The 15,179-nt window shown below is 41.5% G+C and carries 15 protein-coding genes; 9 read left to right on the top strand and 6 right to left on the bottom strand.

The annotated features are described in order from the left end of the window. The first annotated feature begins 16 nt into the window (after positions 1-16). From DHU66_RS07755 to DHU66_RS07720, 8 genes are all read left to right on the top strand, one after another. Positions 17-1,459 (top strand): sugar transferase, encoded by a 1,443-nt coding sequence (locus DHU66_RS07755; protein ID WP_167836322.1) that lies wholly within the window; start codon positions 17-19, stop codon positions 1,457-1,459. Positions 1,460-1,909: 450 nt separating this feature from the next. Further along, positions 1,910-2,680, top strand: a complete 771-nt coding sequence (locus tag DHU66_RS07750; RefSeq protein ID WP_135358332.1) for a hypothetical protein — start codon at positions 1,910-1,912, stop codon at positions 2,678-2,680. After that, on the top strand, positions 2,634-2,876 hold the full coding sequence (locus tag DHU66_RS12665; protein ID WP_108775281.1) for a transposase: 243 nt from the start codon (positions 2,634-2,636) through the stop codon (positions 2,874-2,876). Before DHU66_RS07750 ends, DHU66_RS12665 begins: the two co-directional genes overlap by 47 nt. Then, complete coding sequence (locus DHU66_RS12210) at positions 2,833-3,348, top strand: hypothetical protein (RefSeq protein ID WP_108775280.1); 516 nt, start codon at positions 2,833-2,835, stop codon at positions 3,346-3,348. Before DHU66_RS12665 ends, DHU66_RS12210 begins: the two co-directional genes overlap by 44 nt. Before the next feature lie 145 nt (positions 3,349-3,493). Then, positions 3,494-3,916: a Panacea domain-containing protein gene (locus tag DHU66_RS07735; RefSeq protein WP_108775279.1), complete on the top strand. Its 423-nt coding sequence runs from the start codon at positions 3,494-3,496 to the stop codon at positions 3,914-3,916. Between the two features lie 6 nt (positions 3,917-3,922). Beyond that, positions 3,923-4,738 (top strand): hypothetical protein, encoded by an 816-nt coding sequence (locus tag DHU66_RS07730; RefSeq protein WP_108775278.1) that lies wholly within the window; start codon positions 3,923-3,925, stop codon positions 4,736-4,738. A 157-nt stretch (positions 4,739-4,895) separates the two neighbouring features. Next, positions 4,896-5,699, top strand: coding sequence for a hypothetical protein (locus DHU66_RS07725; protein WP_108775277.1), 804 nt, complete (start codon positions 4,896-4,898; stop codon positions 5,697-5,699). Positions 5,700-5,884: 185 nt separating this feature from the next. After that, positions 5,885-7,594 (top strand): hypothetical protein, encoded by a 1,710-nt coding sequence (locus tag DHU66_RS07720; protein ID WP_108775276.1) that lies wholly within the window; start codon positions 5,885-5,887, stop codon positions 7,592-7,594. Between the two features lie 319 nt (positions 7,595-7,913). On the opposite strand, the gene DHU66_RS07710 is transcribed toward DHU66_RS07720, so the two are convergent. Further along, positions 7,914-8,966 (bottom strand): IS1595 family transposase, encoded by a 1,053-nt coding sequence (locus DHU66_RS07710; RefSeq protein WP_108773885.1) that lies wholly within the window; start codon positions 8,964-8,966, stop codon positions 7,914-7,916. Between the two features lie 110 nt (positions 8,967-9,076). Between DHU66_RS07710 and DHU66_RS07705 the strand changes: the two genes are divergently transcribed. Beyond that, entirely contained in the window at positions 9,077-9,997 is a 921-nt protein-coding gene (locus tag DHU66_RS07705) for a hypothetical protein (protein WP_108775274.1), read from the top strand. Positions 9,998-10,250: 253 nt separating this feature from the next. Here DHU66_RS07705 and DHU66_RS07700 read toward each other — a convergent pair whose 3' ends face one another. From DHU66_RS07700 to DHU66_RS07680, 5 genes are read right to left on the bottom strand one after another with little or no spacing between them, the layout of a single operon-like run. Further along, positions 10,251-10,991, bottom strand: coding sequence for a sugar isomerase domain-containing protein (locus tag DHU66_RS07700; RefSeq protein ID WP_108775273.1), 741 nt, complete (start codon positions 10,989-10,991; stop codon positions 10,251-10,253). After that, on the bottom strand, positions 10,991-12,268 hold the full coding sequence (locus tag DHU66_RS07695) for a PTS ascorbate transporter subunit IIC (protein WP_108775272.1): 1,278 nt from the start codon (positions 12,266-12,268) through the stop codon (positions 10,991-10,993). Before DHU66_RS07695 ends, DHU66_RS07700 begins: the two co-directional genes overlap by 1 nt. A gap of 24 nt (positions 12,269-12,292) precedes the next feature. Continuing rightward, positions 12,293-12,586, bottom strand: coding sequence for a PTS sugar transporter subunit IIB (locus DHU66_RS07690; RefSeq protein ID WP_108775271.1), 294 nt, complete (start codon positions 12,584-12,586; stop codon positions 12,293-12,295). Positions 12,587-12,588: 2 nt separating this feature from the next. Next, a complete protein-coding gene (locus DHU66_RS07685) occupies positions 12,589-13,041 on the bottom strand; it encodes a PTS sugar transporter subunit IIA (RefSeq protein WP_108775270.1) in 453 nt (150 codons plus the stop codon). A gap of 1 nt (position 13,042) precedes the next feature. Beyond that, positions 13,043-14,992, bottom strand: coding sequence for a BglG family transcription antiterminator (locus tag DHU66_RS07680; RefSeq protein ID WP_108775269.1), 1,950 nt, complete (start codon positions 14,990-14,992; stop codon positions 13,043-13,045). Between the last annotated feature and the right edge of the window lie 187 nt (positions 14,993-15,179).

The following is a 15,179-nucleotide window of genomic DNA, read 5'->3' as shown; positions in this document are numbered from 1 at the left end:
ATTGGGGGGGAGAATTGTGGAAACAGCAAAGCAAAAAGGTTTGCTCAAGCATCTGGACTTTATTGTCGCTGATGTTTTTATATTACAGGTTTCATATTGTCTAGCAAATCTGTGGTATTCAATTGTGTTTGAGGGGTCAGTTTCTTTCAGCAGGCTTTACTATCATCAGGCAGTGATTCTGTTGCTCTGCATAACGTTGTCACTGGTAGCAGGACGGCCTTATAATGGAATATTGAAGAGGGACAAATATCAGGAAATTGCTGCTATAACAGCGCATACATTAAAAATGGCTGGTGCAGATGTAATTCTCCTGTATTTTATTCATGAAAGCGGAAACCTGTCGAGGATAATACTGCTCATTACATGGTTATTTTATTTTATCCTCGAGATTTGTTTTCGTCTTGTATGGAAGAGATTGCTGAGACATCATATTCTGGTTAACCGTCCGGACGCCAAGAGCGCATTTATCGTTGTGACAACCAGAAACAAAGCACATGCGATGGTGACGAATCTGCATTGTGTTCCATATTCCCGGTATTTTATAAAAGCTATTTTTCTTTTGGATTATGATGATAAAAAAGATGCTGGCACACAGATTGACGGCATTCCGGTATTAGGAAGTGCAAAGGACAGTATTGAATATTCTGCCAATCACTGGGTGGATGAGGTGATCATCAATCTGAGAAATCAGGATGAGGAAATCAAGAATATCCAGCAGCATTTCAGCAGTATGGGAATTACGACGCATCAGGTAATCTTCCTGCTCCACAATGATACGATTGAAGGATATGAGAGAATTGACAAGTTTGGAAAATACATTGTTGAAACGCATCAGATCCGTTATGTACCTCTTATCAAATGGTGGCTGAAGAGGTTCTTTGATATTATCGGAGCACTTGTCGGACTGGCAATTACAGGGATTCTGTTCATTATTATTGCGCCGCAGATCTATCATGCTGATCCGGGGCCAGTGATTTACACATCTATCCGGATTGGAAAGAATGGCCGACAGTTCAAATTTTATAAATTCCGTTCCATGTATCAGGATGCTGATGCAAGAAAAGCAGAACTGATGTCGCAGAATAAGGTTAATGGCCTGATGTTCAAGATCGATAATGATCCCAGAATTATTCCTGGAATTGGCAACTTTATCCGCAAAACGTCTCTGGATGAATTCCCTCAGTTCTGGAATGTTCTGAAAGGAAATATGTCTCTGGTGGGAACAAGGCCTCCGACATTGGATGAGTGGCAGCAGTATGAAGAGGGACACCGTATCCGTATGTCTATGAGACCTGGTATTACCGGAATCTGGCAGGTGTCAGGCAGATCATCAATCACTGATTTTAATGAAGTGGTAAAGATGGATGAAGAATATATTGAAACATGGTCATTATCCAAAGACTTCTTTATTCTTCTGAAGACAGTTGGGAAGGTCTTCAAGAGAGAAGGAGCGGAGTGAAAAATTGAGCATAATTGCGTGGCGGGGCCTTGCGATGGCGGAATCAGTTACTGGGAAATGCAAAAACCTTATAGAAATTGCTATAGCATGTTTCAGCCGGGGGGTAGTGTCAGTTTGAGCCAGTTGTTTATTTCTTCAATTCTGTCATTGGACAGATGATAATAAGCCATGTACGGTATTGCACCGTAATGCCGTGTATCTTCATCTGTAACTTATCTATAGTTACCGGCAAGCTTTCTAACTACGATTTTGAACCACATAGATGTGATCCAAAAGATCCAATAAAATCAACGTTTTTCAGCCAATGATTACTACCCTTTTCTCGTGATTGGTGCTATGACGTGGTTAGAATAAATTATAACCACAAGGTTTATTATGTTCATAGCATACGATCTCAAGAACGGAGTGGCGTATGGCAAAGCCATTACATCCACACGTGTTGGCAAGCAAGTGAATAAAACCTATATTAACCTGGGGCGGGTGATCGATAAAGATAGGCACATCTTTAAGAATCGGGCTCGCGGGATACTTATATTTAATCCGGAAGATGGGAGCTTCAACATTCCCGATTCTTCTGTTATCCTGCCTGCTGCAAAGTATCCTCCTGTTAAAGAGAAACTGATCCTTGATTTTGGAGATTCTTGTTTTCTAGATCAGTTCATACAGATAGATGGAATCAAGCCGGTCATTGATGCCGTAGGCTGCAGTAATCCGGATACCCTGTATACGATGATCCATTACTACATTCTGTGCAGGCTGGCTAATTGTCATGCGAAAGACTGGTGGGAAGGCAATTATGCCAGCATTCTTTATCCGAATGCAGAGCTGGAAAACCAGCGGATTAGCGACTTCCTTGCAGAGATCGGAGATGAAGAAAAGCTGCGCCGATTTTTTAAAGCATATGTGAAATATGTCTTGAAAAGTGCAGGCAATTTCAACCACATACTCAATGACAGCACAGGACTTCCAAACAGCGTGCATTTTCCGCTGACAGCAATCAGCAACCACAATGGAGATATTAACAATGAGATACGACTGATTTATGTTACTCAGCAGGAAACCGGGCTTCCCATCTACTTCCGGTATATTGCAGGAAACATTGTTGATGTCAGCACGCTAATTACCACGATTGCAGAACTGGAAGAATGCGGAATCAATACAAGGTTTTGCAATTATGGATGCCGGTTATTTTGGAGAGAATACCATCCGAACGCTGTATGAGCACAAGGTTTCTTTTATCTCGAGGCTGAAGGAAAACTTCAAGCTGTACAAGGATCTGACAGCAAAGTATCTTCCTTCAATCGAAAAAGAGGAAGACCTGGTCGAATACAATGGAAGATACGCCTATATAAAGAGAGTACAGTGCAAACTTGTTGACGATCATATGGGGGTACGCATATGTCTGCCTGGACATTGAGCGCAAAGAATTTGAAACACAGAAGCTTTTTAAACGCGCAAAGGTCCAGAAATTCGATAAGGATGAAGTATTCCAGGAAATGTTGAGGGAAGGAGCATTTGTTCTGGTTTCATCCAGGAGAATTGCAATAGAGAGAATTCTTTCGACGTATTACACAAGGCAACAGATTGAGCAGATCTTTGATATAGGAAAGAACTATGCTGATATGTTGTCGATCAGAGTGCAGCCAGAAGAAACTTTGAGGGGATACCTCCTGCTGACATTCATTACAAGCGTCATTGTCAAACGTATACAGGATAAGCTGAAAATCACCAGCTATAATCCGATTTCAATGTTCATGAATCTGAGAAATCAGAAATGCAAAGTCTATGATGATCAAGTGATTGCTCAGGAGGCCTCAGAGAAAGCTAACGATTGTTACAAATATTTCGGTATCAAGTATGACATTGAAATTCCCCGAGCATGTGGTTAGAAATTCTGTTGGGAACTATAGATAATTGGTATTGATGAGTACAAACTCAATTGCCGTTTAATTGAGGGGACAAAAACAAAATGTGGACCATTGAGAACAGTTTGCATTTTTGCTATATTGAAATTGTAAAAGAAGGAGGGCTATCATGTATAAAGCAGAACAAGTGGCTGGTTATATCGTGAAGAAATGCGTTAGTGATGGTCAGCCTATCAGTAATCTTCAATTACAGAAGATTTTATATTATGTTCAATTGAATTTTCTTAAAGCAAGTGGGCCATTATTTGAGGATGATTTTGAAGCATGGCAATTTGGACCTGTTGTTCCCGCTGTGTACTATAAATATAGCGCGTATGGTTCAATGCCGATTGACATTTTCGAATCAAAATATCATTTAGATTCTGATTCAATGGCGATGATCGACCCCATTGTTGATGAGAAGAGAGAACTAAATCCTTGGGATCTTGTCAAAGAAACGCACAGGAATGGTGGTGCCTGGGATCGGATTTTTCAGCATGGAAAAGGCAATCGTCAAGTAATTCCAAAGCAGCTTATCAAAACAGCAGGATAATCATTAATGGACATTAGCAAGGAAGAACAGCAGCGAAGACAGTTTAAAGACATCTTATTTGATCTTTCTGAAGATCAAAGCATGCTTCAAGATAAAGGAAAAAGAGCAGAGATGTATCGAAGGCTGGAAAATTTGTATTATAACAAAGACTCAAGTAAGAAATTCCGGCATTATTATTCGGATATATTTCAGGTCTTAGATGAGATAAACCAGCATCCTGAGAAGGGTAACAGGAACTTTCTTGGGCAGAATTTAGATGTTTTACGGCAGGGCTATCAAGCAAAAAACATAAATGATAATGGCGATTTGATAGATATTAGTGATTCAATTCGTAAGTTATATGATCATGTTAATCTTGAAATAGCTAGAATGGATTATTCTGATGCTGGCGATTGGCGGATTTCTCAAGAAGAAAAATTACAGAAAGTTCGAGCTAGCATTTCAGAATTAAATGATAATGTGGCACAATCCACAGAAAAGATGGATAACGCCTCAAAGGAATATATTGCGATTTTAGGAATATTTGCTTCAATTATCGTAACTTTTATTGGAGGTATTACTTTTTCAACATCTATTCTTGGTGCAATAAATCTAGCATCCGTTTACCGTGTATCTTTGCTGGCTGTACTTATGGGACTTGTTCTTATCAATGTTCTGTACGGGTTATTTACTTATGTTGATAGATTGGTAAATGGACCAAAGCAGCGCAGCATTAAACCATTAATCATTGCAAATGCTATTTTCATAGGATTACTCATTTTGATAATACTTAGCTGGGCAATAGGTTTAGTTGAAATTAGAAATGTCCATTTTCCGCAATAGCCATGTAAGATATCGAGAAAAATTGTATAGCAGATAATATTTAAAACTCGAGACGATAGTGTTTGTAGTCTTGTTAATAAGATTTCCTAGACTAACCTCATTGCCTTATTGTTCTTATGTAATTCAAATCATGAGATGACCACAGGAAATAAAGAAAATGTTTGGAAAGAAGTTTGTGATATATATTACCCTATTGATCACAATAATTAGTGGCGTGGTTGCGGCAGTGGTATATCCAACTGCTTCATTTGTTTATGATGTAGCAATGGCTTGCTTTGGATCTGCTTTTATTGGATGTATCATGGCTTTCTTGGAATACTTTGCTGTACGGAGAAGCACCATGGAGTTGTTTATGGAAGAGACTCGTAAAGTTGCTGCAGCTTTTTCCAAGGTTCCAATTGTTGCATTTTCAGCACCAAGAAAGCTGGTGTTAAATGCGCTTGCAGAAGAATGGGCTAACGCATCAGTTCTTTTTGCTGAAAGTGAAAAGAAGTGCGATGCGAAAAATGCGTTGATTGAATGGCTCAAGCCTTTTTATCAATCGAATATGAGTGAGATAATATCTCAAGAAGAGCTGGATAAAGATTATCAGCAGCTGATAATTGATGCGAAAAGCAGCATTGAAAAATCTGCGAAAGAGTATATTGCATTACGAGACTATGATACTAATCCTCTATCGGATGCGTATGGAGCATTAGACTTTGTTCTAGGAAATAAATACCGACAGAAGGTATATGAAGGAATTTATAAACCTTTGGCGGATGTAGATAAGAAAATATGTCGTGAGTCATATCATTTTCAGGAATATTTCAAAGCTCGTAATGGAAATCTTCCAGTTATTACTGATAAAGTTCTTGAAGTTCAGGATCAGATTTTTGAAGCAAAAGAAAGTGATTCAGATGCGTATTGGAATATTCGCGTATATAAAAAACTTCTTTTTTGTGTCAATGAATTTAGATGAATTTTGGAATAAGACCTATTTCAAGCATGAAAAAATTTCAATGAAGTATGCAGATTCAATAGTGTTACGTAACTGTAGACACCGTGGAACAGGGGGTTAACGTCACAGAAAGTGATTTGTCCTGATAAGATATTGCATTATTTTGTTTTCATGCTTCGTCAGTAAGTCAGTAAGAAGGAAGTATTATGTCAAATAAGAAAGCAAAAATATTTTATTCGTGGCAATCTGACCTTTCAAGCAATAAAACAAGAAGATTCATTCAGGAATGTATTGATGCTGCGATTGGTAAACTGGCGTATTATGTAGTCTCTGCTGAGAGAGATAATGATACAGCCGGAATAACAGGTTCGCCGGATATTGTGCACACGATCTTTGCCAAAATAGAAGAATGTGATTTCTTTGTGGCTGATGTCAGTATTGTTGGAAGTTATGAGAAGAGAGTTCCTAATATTCCGAATCAGTCGGCTATTGCACCAAGAGTTCAGTATACTCCAAATCCCAATGTGCTAATAGAAATGGGATATGCTGCTCGGCTTTTAGGCTGGAATAGGGTCATTCTACTAATGAATACGGATTATGGTTTGCCAGATAAACTGCCATTTGATCTTGGACATCTTCGTATTACAACTTACCATTTTACAGAAAGAACGAGGGAATCTGAGAAAGAGCGTATCGCAAGTATTATCACTGATAATATTCATAATCATATAGATTCGATTGATCATAAGAAAAATAACGGGCATTCATTTCACATTTTTGGCGGATTTGACCTCAAGCAGAACTCATTTATGCCCAATTGCATTATTCCCTATAATCTGAGAAATGGCAAATGGGTTCAGCATTATGAACAAGAAAAGAAATTGAATGCAAGAGAAATCTATCAAAAGATTGTTTCGTCATCTGTTGGCAATAGTGAAGAGCAAAGTGTTGAACAAATATGTTGGTCTATAATTGAGGATAATGGAGATGAAACAAGGAAAGACGAACTTGATACTATTAGCGATTCTGAAGGTGTTTTGAAATTATCAAAGCATCTTGAGGTGGATCCAGAGATTGCAGATATTGGAAAAAAAACCAACTTTTCTGATGAACAGCAAACGACGAAAGTTACTATTAGCCAGGGATCAAAGGATATCATAAAGAAATGTCTAAAAGAGTACTTAGATATTGGAAATATTCCTGATAATTTCTTTGAATTAGGCGACTTGAAAGAAACAATACCACTATTTCGTATTCCAGCATTTATTGATGATCCGGCAGCTAGAATTAACGGATCTGAGGAAGAAAAGCAAAAATACTCTTGGATAGAAGATCTTGAAACAGATCTGGTGGATCTTTCACTTATTGATAAGATGTTGAAAGTGATGGATAACTACTTATATATTCCATTTGCGATAAAGAACGATTCGTCAATTGCTGATGATAATATTTCGATCGAGGTATCAGTTGATGCAAAGACTGCAACAACTGTTAATCCAGAAGAAATTCTTGGAAGCAGCGATTTGCATGGGTTTGGCGGTTATCTCCATGATCAAGATGTGGTTGAAAATGTGTTTAAGCTGCCGGAGAACCAGGAAATAGCAGAGAAAAAATATCCAATCAGTGATATTGTATTCCCTCGAATTCATAATAATACGTTTTCAATTTTTGAAAGAAATAGTTCGGATGAAGACTTTATTGCAGATTTAGTGGATTTTGTAGAAAAGCCAGATGGTAACCGGTATCAGTTTGAGCTAAAATCGTTGAGACCATCCGAAACTGTATGGATAGGAAGAGGAATCTTAGTAAGACCTATTACTGATATAATAAGTTTCCATTATACAATTTATTCAGAAAAGCTTGGGCAAAGATTAAGTGGTGATGTTACTTATCAAGTGCCAGGCACAAGTTGCTGATAATGACACAGATGGAAGGGCGATAGAAAAACGACCGGTAATGACTATTATCATACAGAATGGCGTTGGCTAATTCCAAATTGACTATGTTGAATGATGGCATTTATTGCGAACTGATTAAGCTAAGAATATGATTTGCAGCGATTTTGCGATAAATAATTTATGGATGTGGAGAATCATCAGGGATGATGCCAATAGCTTGATGGCGTTAACAATGAATCATGACGGCGGTCTTGCTATAGCAACATTTCCATATTATTGCTTTTTTTGCAACGCTATTTTCAAAGATTTAGTTGATGAGGCTGTAAACACCAAAATATCATGAGCTATATGCCTCATAGAGGTTAATTGGCATTTTAAGCTTTGGGATCTCCGCACAGGTAAATGGAATCTGTTCAAACATTGTTTCCATGTATGCTTCTGATTTCCATTTGCGCATGTCCAGCCTGTACTTTAAATATTTCTTCATGACGATCCAATTCAAATAACCCTGGAGATGTCTTGTGCTGATACCATGTTTCTGCCTGATCATGTTTTTTAGCTCAGAGTGAAGCTCGTTTACTTCAGATACTGTATTGCCCTTTGGTGTTAAATAACCGTTAGATGGAATAATGTCACTGTTGAAGTGATTATCGCCCACGAAAGTTTGAATGCTATGGCTGTCATCACTGATAATTGTTGAATGCGCTGCGAAGTGAGAGCTATATTGATTCAGAATTTCTGCACTCTCTCTGCCTAATCCTCCAATTTTAAAGAGAATATTGTCATGCTCATCAATAGCTGTTACCAGGCAGATCTTGTGATGGCTGGTGCCAGGTAAAGCACGCTTGGTTGAATGACGGCGATGCTTTCCACGCTGTTTGCTGAATCTTGGCATTTTATCCTTCCTGGTCCCTTTCAGGTTGATTTTGGTATAAGTAGGATCCAATTCAACATTTCCACTTAAGACCACATTATTCTGAATCTTTGCTGCAGCCTGATATAACTTGTGACGCATGTTGAAGCAGGTAGTAACTGATAAGCCTGTAGCTACACTCTGCTGAGTCAGAGTCATTCCGTTAAGCTCGCCAGAGATAAAAGTAGTCCAGATATCAAAGCTTGTTCTGGAATGAGTAAACATCGTACCTGTTGTTGCCATAAAAACAGATTTGCATTTTTTACATCTGTATTTCTGACGATTATGTGGGTTAAAGCCATTCTTAACAAAGTGAGTTGAACCACAATGAGGACATTTCTCAACATGCAAAGAGAGATTCTCGTAATTTGTTGTCGTACAGTTTACTTTCTCTCTGAATAGCTTTTCTAAACCAACACGAATGAATTCAATTTCGACAGGAGATAAAGAATTCAGGAAATTCTGATTAACGAGCATATCATCACCTCAACTGAAGTCATGATAAGTTATAGATATTAACTTGATGTACTTGTTCGGGTACATCAACTATTTATTTGAAAATAGCGTTTTGCAATGAAATTCTGCATGTGATTGATGCAGATGGAAATACTGCTTTTGCAAGGACGGTAAATGATTACCGAAATTCATTGAAAATCTTCACTGATAAATATTCTCCTTCAATCAGAAAGATGAGTTCTACCAGGGATGTTCATGATGCGTATTTCCGGGACATGATACATTTTCAGATATTGAAGATCTTTGATTTGAATGATGACCTTGGCATCTTCTTTGATGCAAACAAGGAGATTGTATTTAATACACAGCTTGCGAATGTTTCTGATCCACTTTTTAGGCATGATAAATCATACTTGGTATCATTTGGAAAACAAATGGGTCAATTTATTGGTGAGGTGTATCAAAGCAGCGTACATATAACAGGACCAGGTAAGTCTGTTCCCATCAAAGAATGGATTTCTGCAAAATACTATATTGATGTTAATACAAGCAGAGAAACGCATATCTTTGAACCAAGAGTGCCAATAGAGTTAAGCATATATCTTTTTCATATGTATACATGGACTGGCTATGTCAGGAATGTATTGCAGAAGGAGCTTCCTGAAGATAACAGCTGGCTGATTAGAATGAAGTTTGTGGCTGTATACAATATTGAAAGAGGATTCGTAAATGTTGTTAATTATTACAATGGCAGAGAAACACCGCAGATAATCAAACAGATCAAAGCGTTATTACCTTCTTTGCATGTGCAGGAGTTATCCTTATTGCGCAATGCTATGATGCATTATGGTTTGCAGGATAAGAGTGGCAGAGAACTATTGAATGATAGCAATGCATTGCCAGACCGTCCTTTGTATGGTCTTATTGAAGCATGTTCAGGAGTAAATTCATTTGATGTAATCCATCTGCTGCAGAAAGAGATCGAAGAGCTGTATTGTTTCCTTGGCCAGAATTTTCATTTTAGTGAGAAGAGATTCATGAAGCAGTGGTAATGAATCCTGCTGTGAAGCATATGCAGAGATTATGGACGCATGAATCTGGCATGAGGTGGTACCTGCAATCCGGGGAAGATACTGGATTCGTCGAGATGGTGTGCTGGCACCGTAATAGAAGGATAGAGCACTGGGATTAAGTTATATGTTGCGGCTGCTTTTGAACTGATCTGCTGATATGTATGATTATCTTTGGTGTAAATAAAAATCCATGCTGTTTAGCATGGACATTCTGTGTTTTTTGCTTCTTTCTCTAGTAAGAATACTTGATCTGGTCTTTGTATTCTTCGTAGAGCTTCTTGTTGAGCTGGTCTCCTCCGTCAATGTTGGCGCTGTAGAAGACGGGTGGGTATTTGAGGCCTCTTCTTACCAGTTCGTTTGCTGTTTCGGCAACGATGGCATCGAGCATGATGGCGCCTACTACGGTTGAGGTTGGTCCGCTCTTCTGGTCTGTTCCCTGGATGGGGACGCAGGCATCTCCGACGTCTCCGTGGTTGTCCAGGATGATGTCGCAGAAGTCATAGAGTTTCTTGCCAGAGGGGTGGCGTGAGGTGACGGATTGGGAGTATTTGAGATTGGTGATGCCAATCACAGATACTCCTTTTTCTTTTGCGTATTTGGCAATCTCGATGGTAACGGGATTGCGTCCTGATACGGAGTGTGTGATCAGGACGTCACCTTTTTCAAAGCTGACTGTTTTTGCGACTTCTGTGCCATATCCGATTAATCTTTCCATCCTGCTGGTGAATGTGATCGGTGATCTGTCTAACAGGACTTCTCTTGCAAAGATGGGGGTGATGGTCATCAGGCCGCCTGCTCTGTAGTAGAGCTCTTGTGAAAGTATGCCGGCATGGCTGGCACCGAATGCATAGATGGCGTGCTTTGCCATCACGGCATCACTGAGGAGCTTGACACACTGTTCCATGTGTTCTTTTTCTTCTGTTTCGACTGTCTGGATCAGTGTGTTGATTTTGTCAAAGTAAGCAAATTCCATTAGTGGATGATCCTTGCGATGGTGCCTTCGATGATGCCCCAGAGGGAGAAGTCCTGGCCGCCATAGACGAGCATCCATGGCTGGATGGTCTTGTTGAAGAAGTATGCGCCAAAGCCTACAAGCAGTACCATGACAATGCCGTTGACAGCGCAGGCGATAATGGTGCCTCTGCGGCCGCCATAGGCATTGGCGATGATGGCTGCACAGCCATTCTCGAAGAAGCATGTGACAACCAGCGGAATGACAACGGTCGGGAATCTGCCAGCTGTCAGCAGGATTGTAATTGTGGAAGTGATCATGGCTGTGATGAAGCCGATGATCAGGGAGTTAGGTCCATAGTTGAAGATGACCGGACAGTCTAGGGCAGGGATAGCACCAGGGACAACCTTTTCGGCGATACCTTTGAAGGCAGGTACGATTTCACCGATGAGCATACGGACGCCCTGCAGCATGATGGTCATGCCTACGCCGAAGTAGATGGCGTGAGTGAAGCAGTATGTGAAGAAGCCTGTGCTGCCTTCAGCATAGCCCCATACTTCGCCTGGTGTCAGGCCGTTGGCCAGCAGGATGAAGTAGAGAACGATGTATACGACTGCGATGGTGATGGAACCGGTAATGGATACTTCACGCAGGAAGCCAAGTGACTTAGGAACCTTGATGTCTTCGCAGCTGTCTTTTGGATCGCCAGTGAGTTTGGCAATGCCTGCTGACAGGACAGACAGTGTTGTGGTTGGATGGCCGATGGTGAATTCATCTTTGCCGGTGACTTTCTTGACCAGCGGGTGCATGAGGTTTGGCGCAATGACCATGTAGAGACCTGTAAAGACTGCTGCTAAGCCAATGAGTTTGCCTCCGGTCAGGCCTGCATCAACGCCTGCGGCGATGAATACATATGGGAACCAGTAGAGCATGTGGCCCGTGAGGAAGATGGACTTCCATTTGGTGAATCTTGCAAACAGGAGGTTGAAGGCAAATGCCAGCAGCATGACGATGCCGATCTGGGTGCCGTAGGTGCCGCCGATATCAACGGTTGCTGTGTCTGTTGCGGCCTTTGGCAGCAATGCGTTGAAGGCTGCGGAGATGCCGTCAATGGAACTGCCGGTGATTAAGCCGGTGCCGGCGTTGAGGACGAAGAAGCCAATGGCGGTCATAATGGTTCCGCGGATGACTTCAGATGCTGATTTCTTCTGGAGAATCAGGCCGATCATAGCGACAAGGGCGAGGAAAATTGCGCCTTGTCCGAAAATCTCGTTAATGATAAAGTTCAGAACTACCATAATAATCCCCTTTCTTGTTTTTCTTTAGTGTTTTTCTGAATACTGTTTCATGAAGGCAAGTGTTTTTTCTTCAATTTCCTTTGGATTCAGGAAGTCATCAATCGTGATAACTGGCATTGTTGCACGGTCAATGATCTGGTCTGAGAGTTCCTTGGAAATGAAGATGACATCACAATCGTTTGTCAGACAGGTTGCGACATCTCCTGTGAACGTATCTGCTTCCAGATTGTTCTTTTTCAGGATGTCATCGATCGCCATTCGCAGCATAAGTGACGATCCGCATCCAAATCCGCAAACACACTGAATTTTAGGTACCATATTTAATCATCTCCTTTCGTACTGGTGCCATTGATCAGTTGATAGAGTTGTTCTGTATCTGTGCATTTCTCGATCTGTGCGAGAATATCTTTTCTCATCAGCAGCTGGGCTATTTTCTGGATCCATTCCATATGGGATGTGGTATCTGTACACGCAAGTGCCATAACGACATCTACCGGTCCCTTGTCAGAGCCGAAGTCGACTGGTTTCTGCAGTGTGATTAAGGAAACAGATGTATGTTTGACCTCTTTGCAGGGGGCAGAATGTGCTAAGGCAAAGCGCGGTGTCAGTACGATGTATGGTCCCAGTGTTTTGACGCTGTTGATCATATGATCGATATATGCTGGCTCAATGTCTCCATTTGTGACGAGCAGCTGGCCGGCACACTGGATTGCCTGTTCCCAGGTGTCTGCCTTTTCATGTACCTTCAGATTTTCCTTCTTGATCAAATCCATTTCAGATTTCCTTTCCGTTGTTCAGATTCAGAATGATTTCTTTGGTAATATCGTCTTCCTGCAGAAGACGCTGGTTGGCTTCTTTGGCAAAGATGTAGACAAGATCCAGCAGGGCTGTTTTTTCGCGGTTCAATACGCCGGTCACAACGATGTTGGAGACGCATTTGGCATCGTGATCACCGAAGATGATGGGCTTCTTTAATACGAGCAGTGAACTGCAGTCAGCGTGAATGCCATCGCTTGTGCCGGCATGCACGAAGGCTGTTCCCGGGACAATGACCATATAGGTACCAAGTCTGTTGACAGCTTCAATCATGCGGTCTATGTAGTGCTGTTCCAGCTTTCCTTCTCTTAATAATGGTGCTGCAGCAATTTCGATGGCACTCTGCCAGGAGTCAACTCTGTCCAGGACCTGGATCTCATTGCTGCTCATGAAATCATGGATGAATGATTTCCGGTTGGTTTCATTGTTGTGAATTGTTTTGTAGCTGGTCAGGAAATTGCCGCACATCTTTTCGTAGGTGATCTGATCAAGCTGGGAACGTAATAGTTCAATGTTATCATGGCTCAGCAATGGATTGACCTGAACAACAGGATATCCGGCTATCTGGTGGGCACCATCGGTGCAGACAACCAGATCAACGGGATTGTCCTTGAGATAGGCTTCTGCTTCCTGACGGGAAGTTGGACCGATAATCTGGCATTCCGGCATGGTCTGCCGCATGCGGGCAGCCAGGATGGCACTTGTAGTAGTGCCAAATGAGCAGACAATCAGTACCTTTGCACTGATATCCATCTTGCTGGAAGATTCATAGGCACTGGCAATGTACATGGCGATATAGGCTGTTTCATTGTCGTCAAAAGTGACACCGTACTTCTTTTCACAGTTGACAAGCTGCAGCTTGGTATATTCGTAAATCAGCGGAATACTGATCTGGATCTGCTCGGTCATGACATTCTGGACAGGAATGTGATTTCTCAGACGGAATAAAGCTGTTTCAAGGTGGCGGCCAAGTCCACTGACGAAGGTCTGCTTCTCATCACCGTTTAACGGGTGTAATACCTGCAGACGGTTCATGAGATATCTGGCCAGTCTGGAAGCGTCCTGGGAAATGCCGGGCTTGCCGTCATTGCCGGCAATGTTCTGTAAAAGAATGGAGACAGTCCAGAGTCGTTCTGTTTCCGGCAGCTTTGCTGGAAACTGGTCCTGCAGTTTCTTGGAGCAGGCCTGCAGTTTTTCGGGGGAAATGATCCTTGGCAGGTCGGCTGGGGCAAGATTGTGATTATGTGCGCTGCGGTACAATCCATACTGCACAATCAGCGCAGTTTTTTCAGGATCATAGCAGGTGACATGCAGTGTGTCTCTGGCATAGCGCAGAAGCTGCCAGGCGGTCTTCTGTCCGCCTTCCTTTGCCCATTGCATTGCCTGGATAGTTTCTGCATCATCCTGCATGCTGGCGATCGTTTCCACAAACAATTCACGGAAATCAATCTCTTTGCCACTGACAAAGATGCCGTTTCCTTTTTCTTTGCTTATGGAAAGATGGTTGTTTTCGAATTGCTTTTCGACGTTAGGAAAGCAGGAGATGACGGTCTGTCTGCTGATCTGACAAGCGTGGGCAAGAGATTCATAGGTACAGACATCATTGCAAAGCAGTTCCAGGCTCATGCGGGCGATGCGCTCTTCTGGTGAAGGAGACCGGCTTGCAATTGCGTGCTGAAGAATATCTGCTTTTTCTGCTTCCACACAGATCAGCCGGATTCCTTTGTGGGGTTCGCTTCTGAGCTCGGCATCATAGTCTTTCAGGTAATACCGGATATCATTAAGATCATTCCGGATTGTTCTGGAACTGACTGAAAACAATGATGCCAGTGAGCTTACAGTCACATCATGATCCTGCCTCATCAAATGCCGGAGCAGATCTGTCTGTCTCTGATTCAGTGTTGTCATCGTACCCTCTCTCTGATTTCATGTTAGGTGGCTTCACCTTTGCGTACAATGCCAAAGCACTTCCGCAAATGCGGCAAAAATTAGACTTGTTGGAAAATCTTTGAAAATATCATTGGAAAAGCTGAAAAAATTCTCTGTGACAGGAAAAATCTGCCGCAGAGTGCTTGCTAATGGAAATGTAAGCGAA

It is taken from the genome of Lactimicrobium massiliense (assembly GCF_900343155.1).
GTDB classification, from domain to species: domain Bacteria; phylum Bacillota_I; class Bacilli_A; order Erysipelotrichales; family Erysipelotrichaceae; genus Bulleidia; species Bulleidia massiliensis.
Note: the sequence above shows the minus strand (reverse complement) of the source record. Positions and strands in the feature narration are given on the sequence as shown.

Bases quoted from the DNA above. Each gene is read 5' to 3' on its own strand.
- DHU66_RS12665 (WP_108775281.1), top strand. From the start codon at position 2,634: ATGGATGCCGGTTATTTTGGAGAGAATACCATCCGAACGCTGTATGAG.
- DHU66_RS07735 (WP_108775279.1), top strand. From the start codon at position 3,494: ATGTATAAAGCAGAACAAGTGGCTGGTTATATCGTGAAGAAATGCGTT.
- DHU66_RS07730 (WP_108775278.1), top strand. From the start codon at position 3,923: ATGGACATTAGCAAGGAAGAACAGCAGCGAAGACAGTTTAAAGACATC.
- DHU66_RS07725 (WP_108775277.1), top strand. From the start codon at position 4,896: ATGTTTGGAAAGAAGTTTGTGATATATATTACCCTATTGATCACAATA.
- DHU66_RS07720 (WP_108775276.1), top strand. From the start codon at position 5,885: ATGTCAAATAAGAAAGCAAAAATATTTTATTCGTGGCAATCTGACCTT.
- DHU66_RS07710 (WP_108773885.1), bottom strand. From the start codon at position 8,966: ATGCTCGTTAATCAGAATTTCCTGAATTCTTTATCTCCTGTCGAAATT.
- DHU66_RS07700 (WP_108775273.1), bottom strand. From the start codon at position 10,991: ATGGAATTTGCTTACTTTGACAAAATCAACACACTGATCCAGACAGTC.
- DHU66_RS07695 (WP_108775272.1), bottom strand. From the start codon at position 12,268: ATGGTAGTTCTGAACTTTATCATTAACGAGATTTTCGGACAAGGCGCA.
- DHU66_RS07690 (WP_108775271.1), bottom strand. From the start codon at position 12,586: ATGGTACCTAAAATTCAGTGTGTTTGCGGATTTGGATGCGGATCGTCA.
- DHU66_RS07685 (WP_108775270.1), bottom strand. From the start codon at position 13,041: ATGGATTTGATCAAGAAGGAAAATCTGAAGGTACATGAAAAGGCAGAC.
- DHU66_RS07680 (WP_108775269.1), bottom strand. From the start codon at position 14,992: ATGACAACACTGAATCAGAGACAGACAGATCTGCTCCGGCATTTGATG.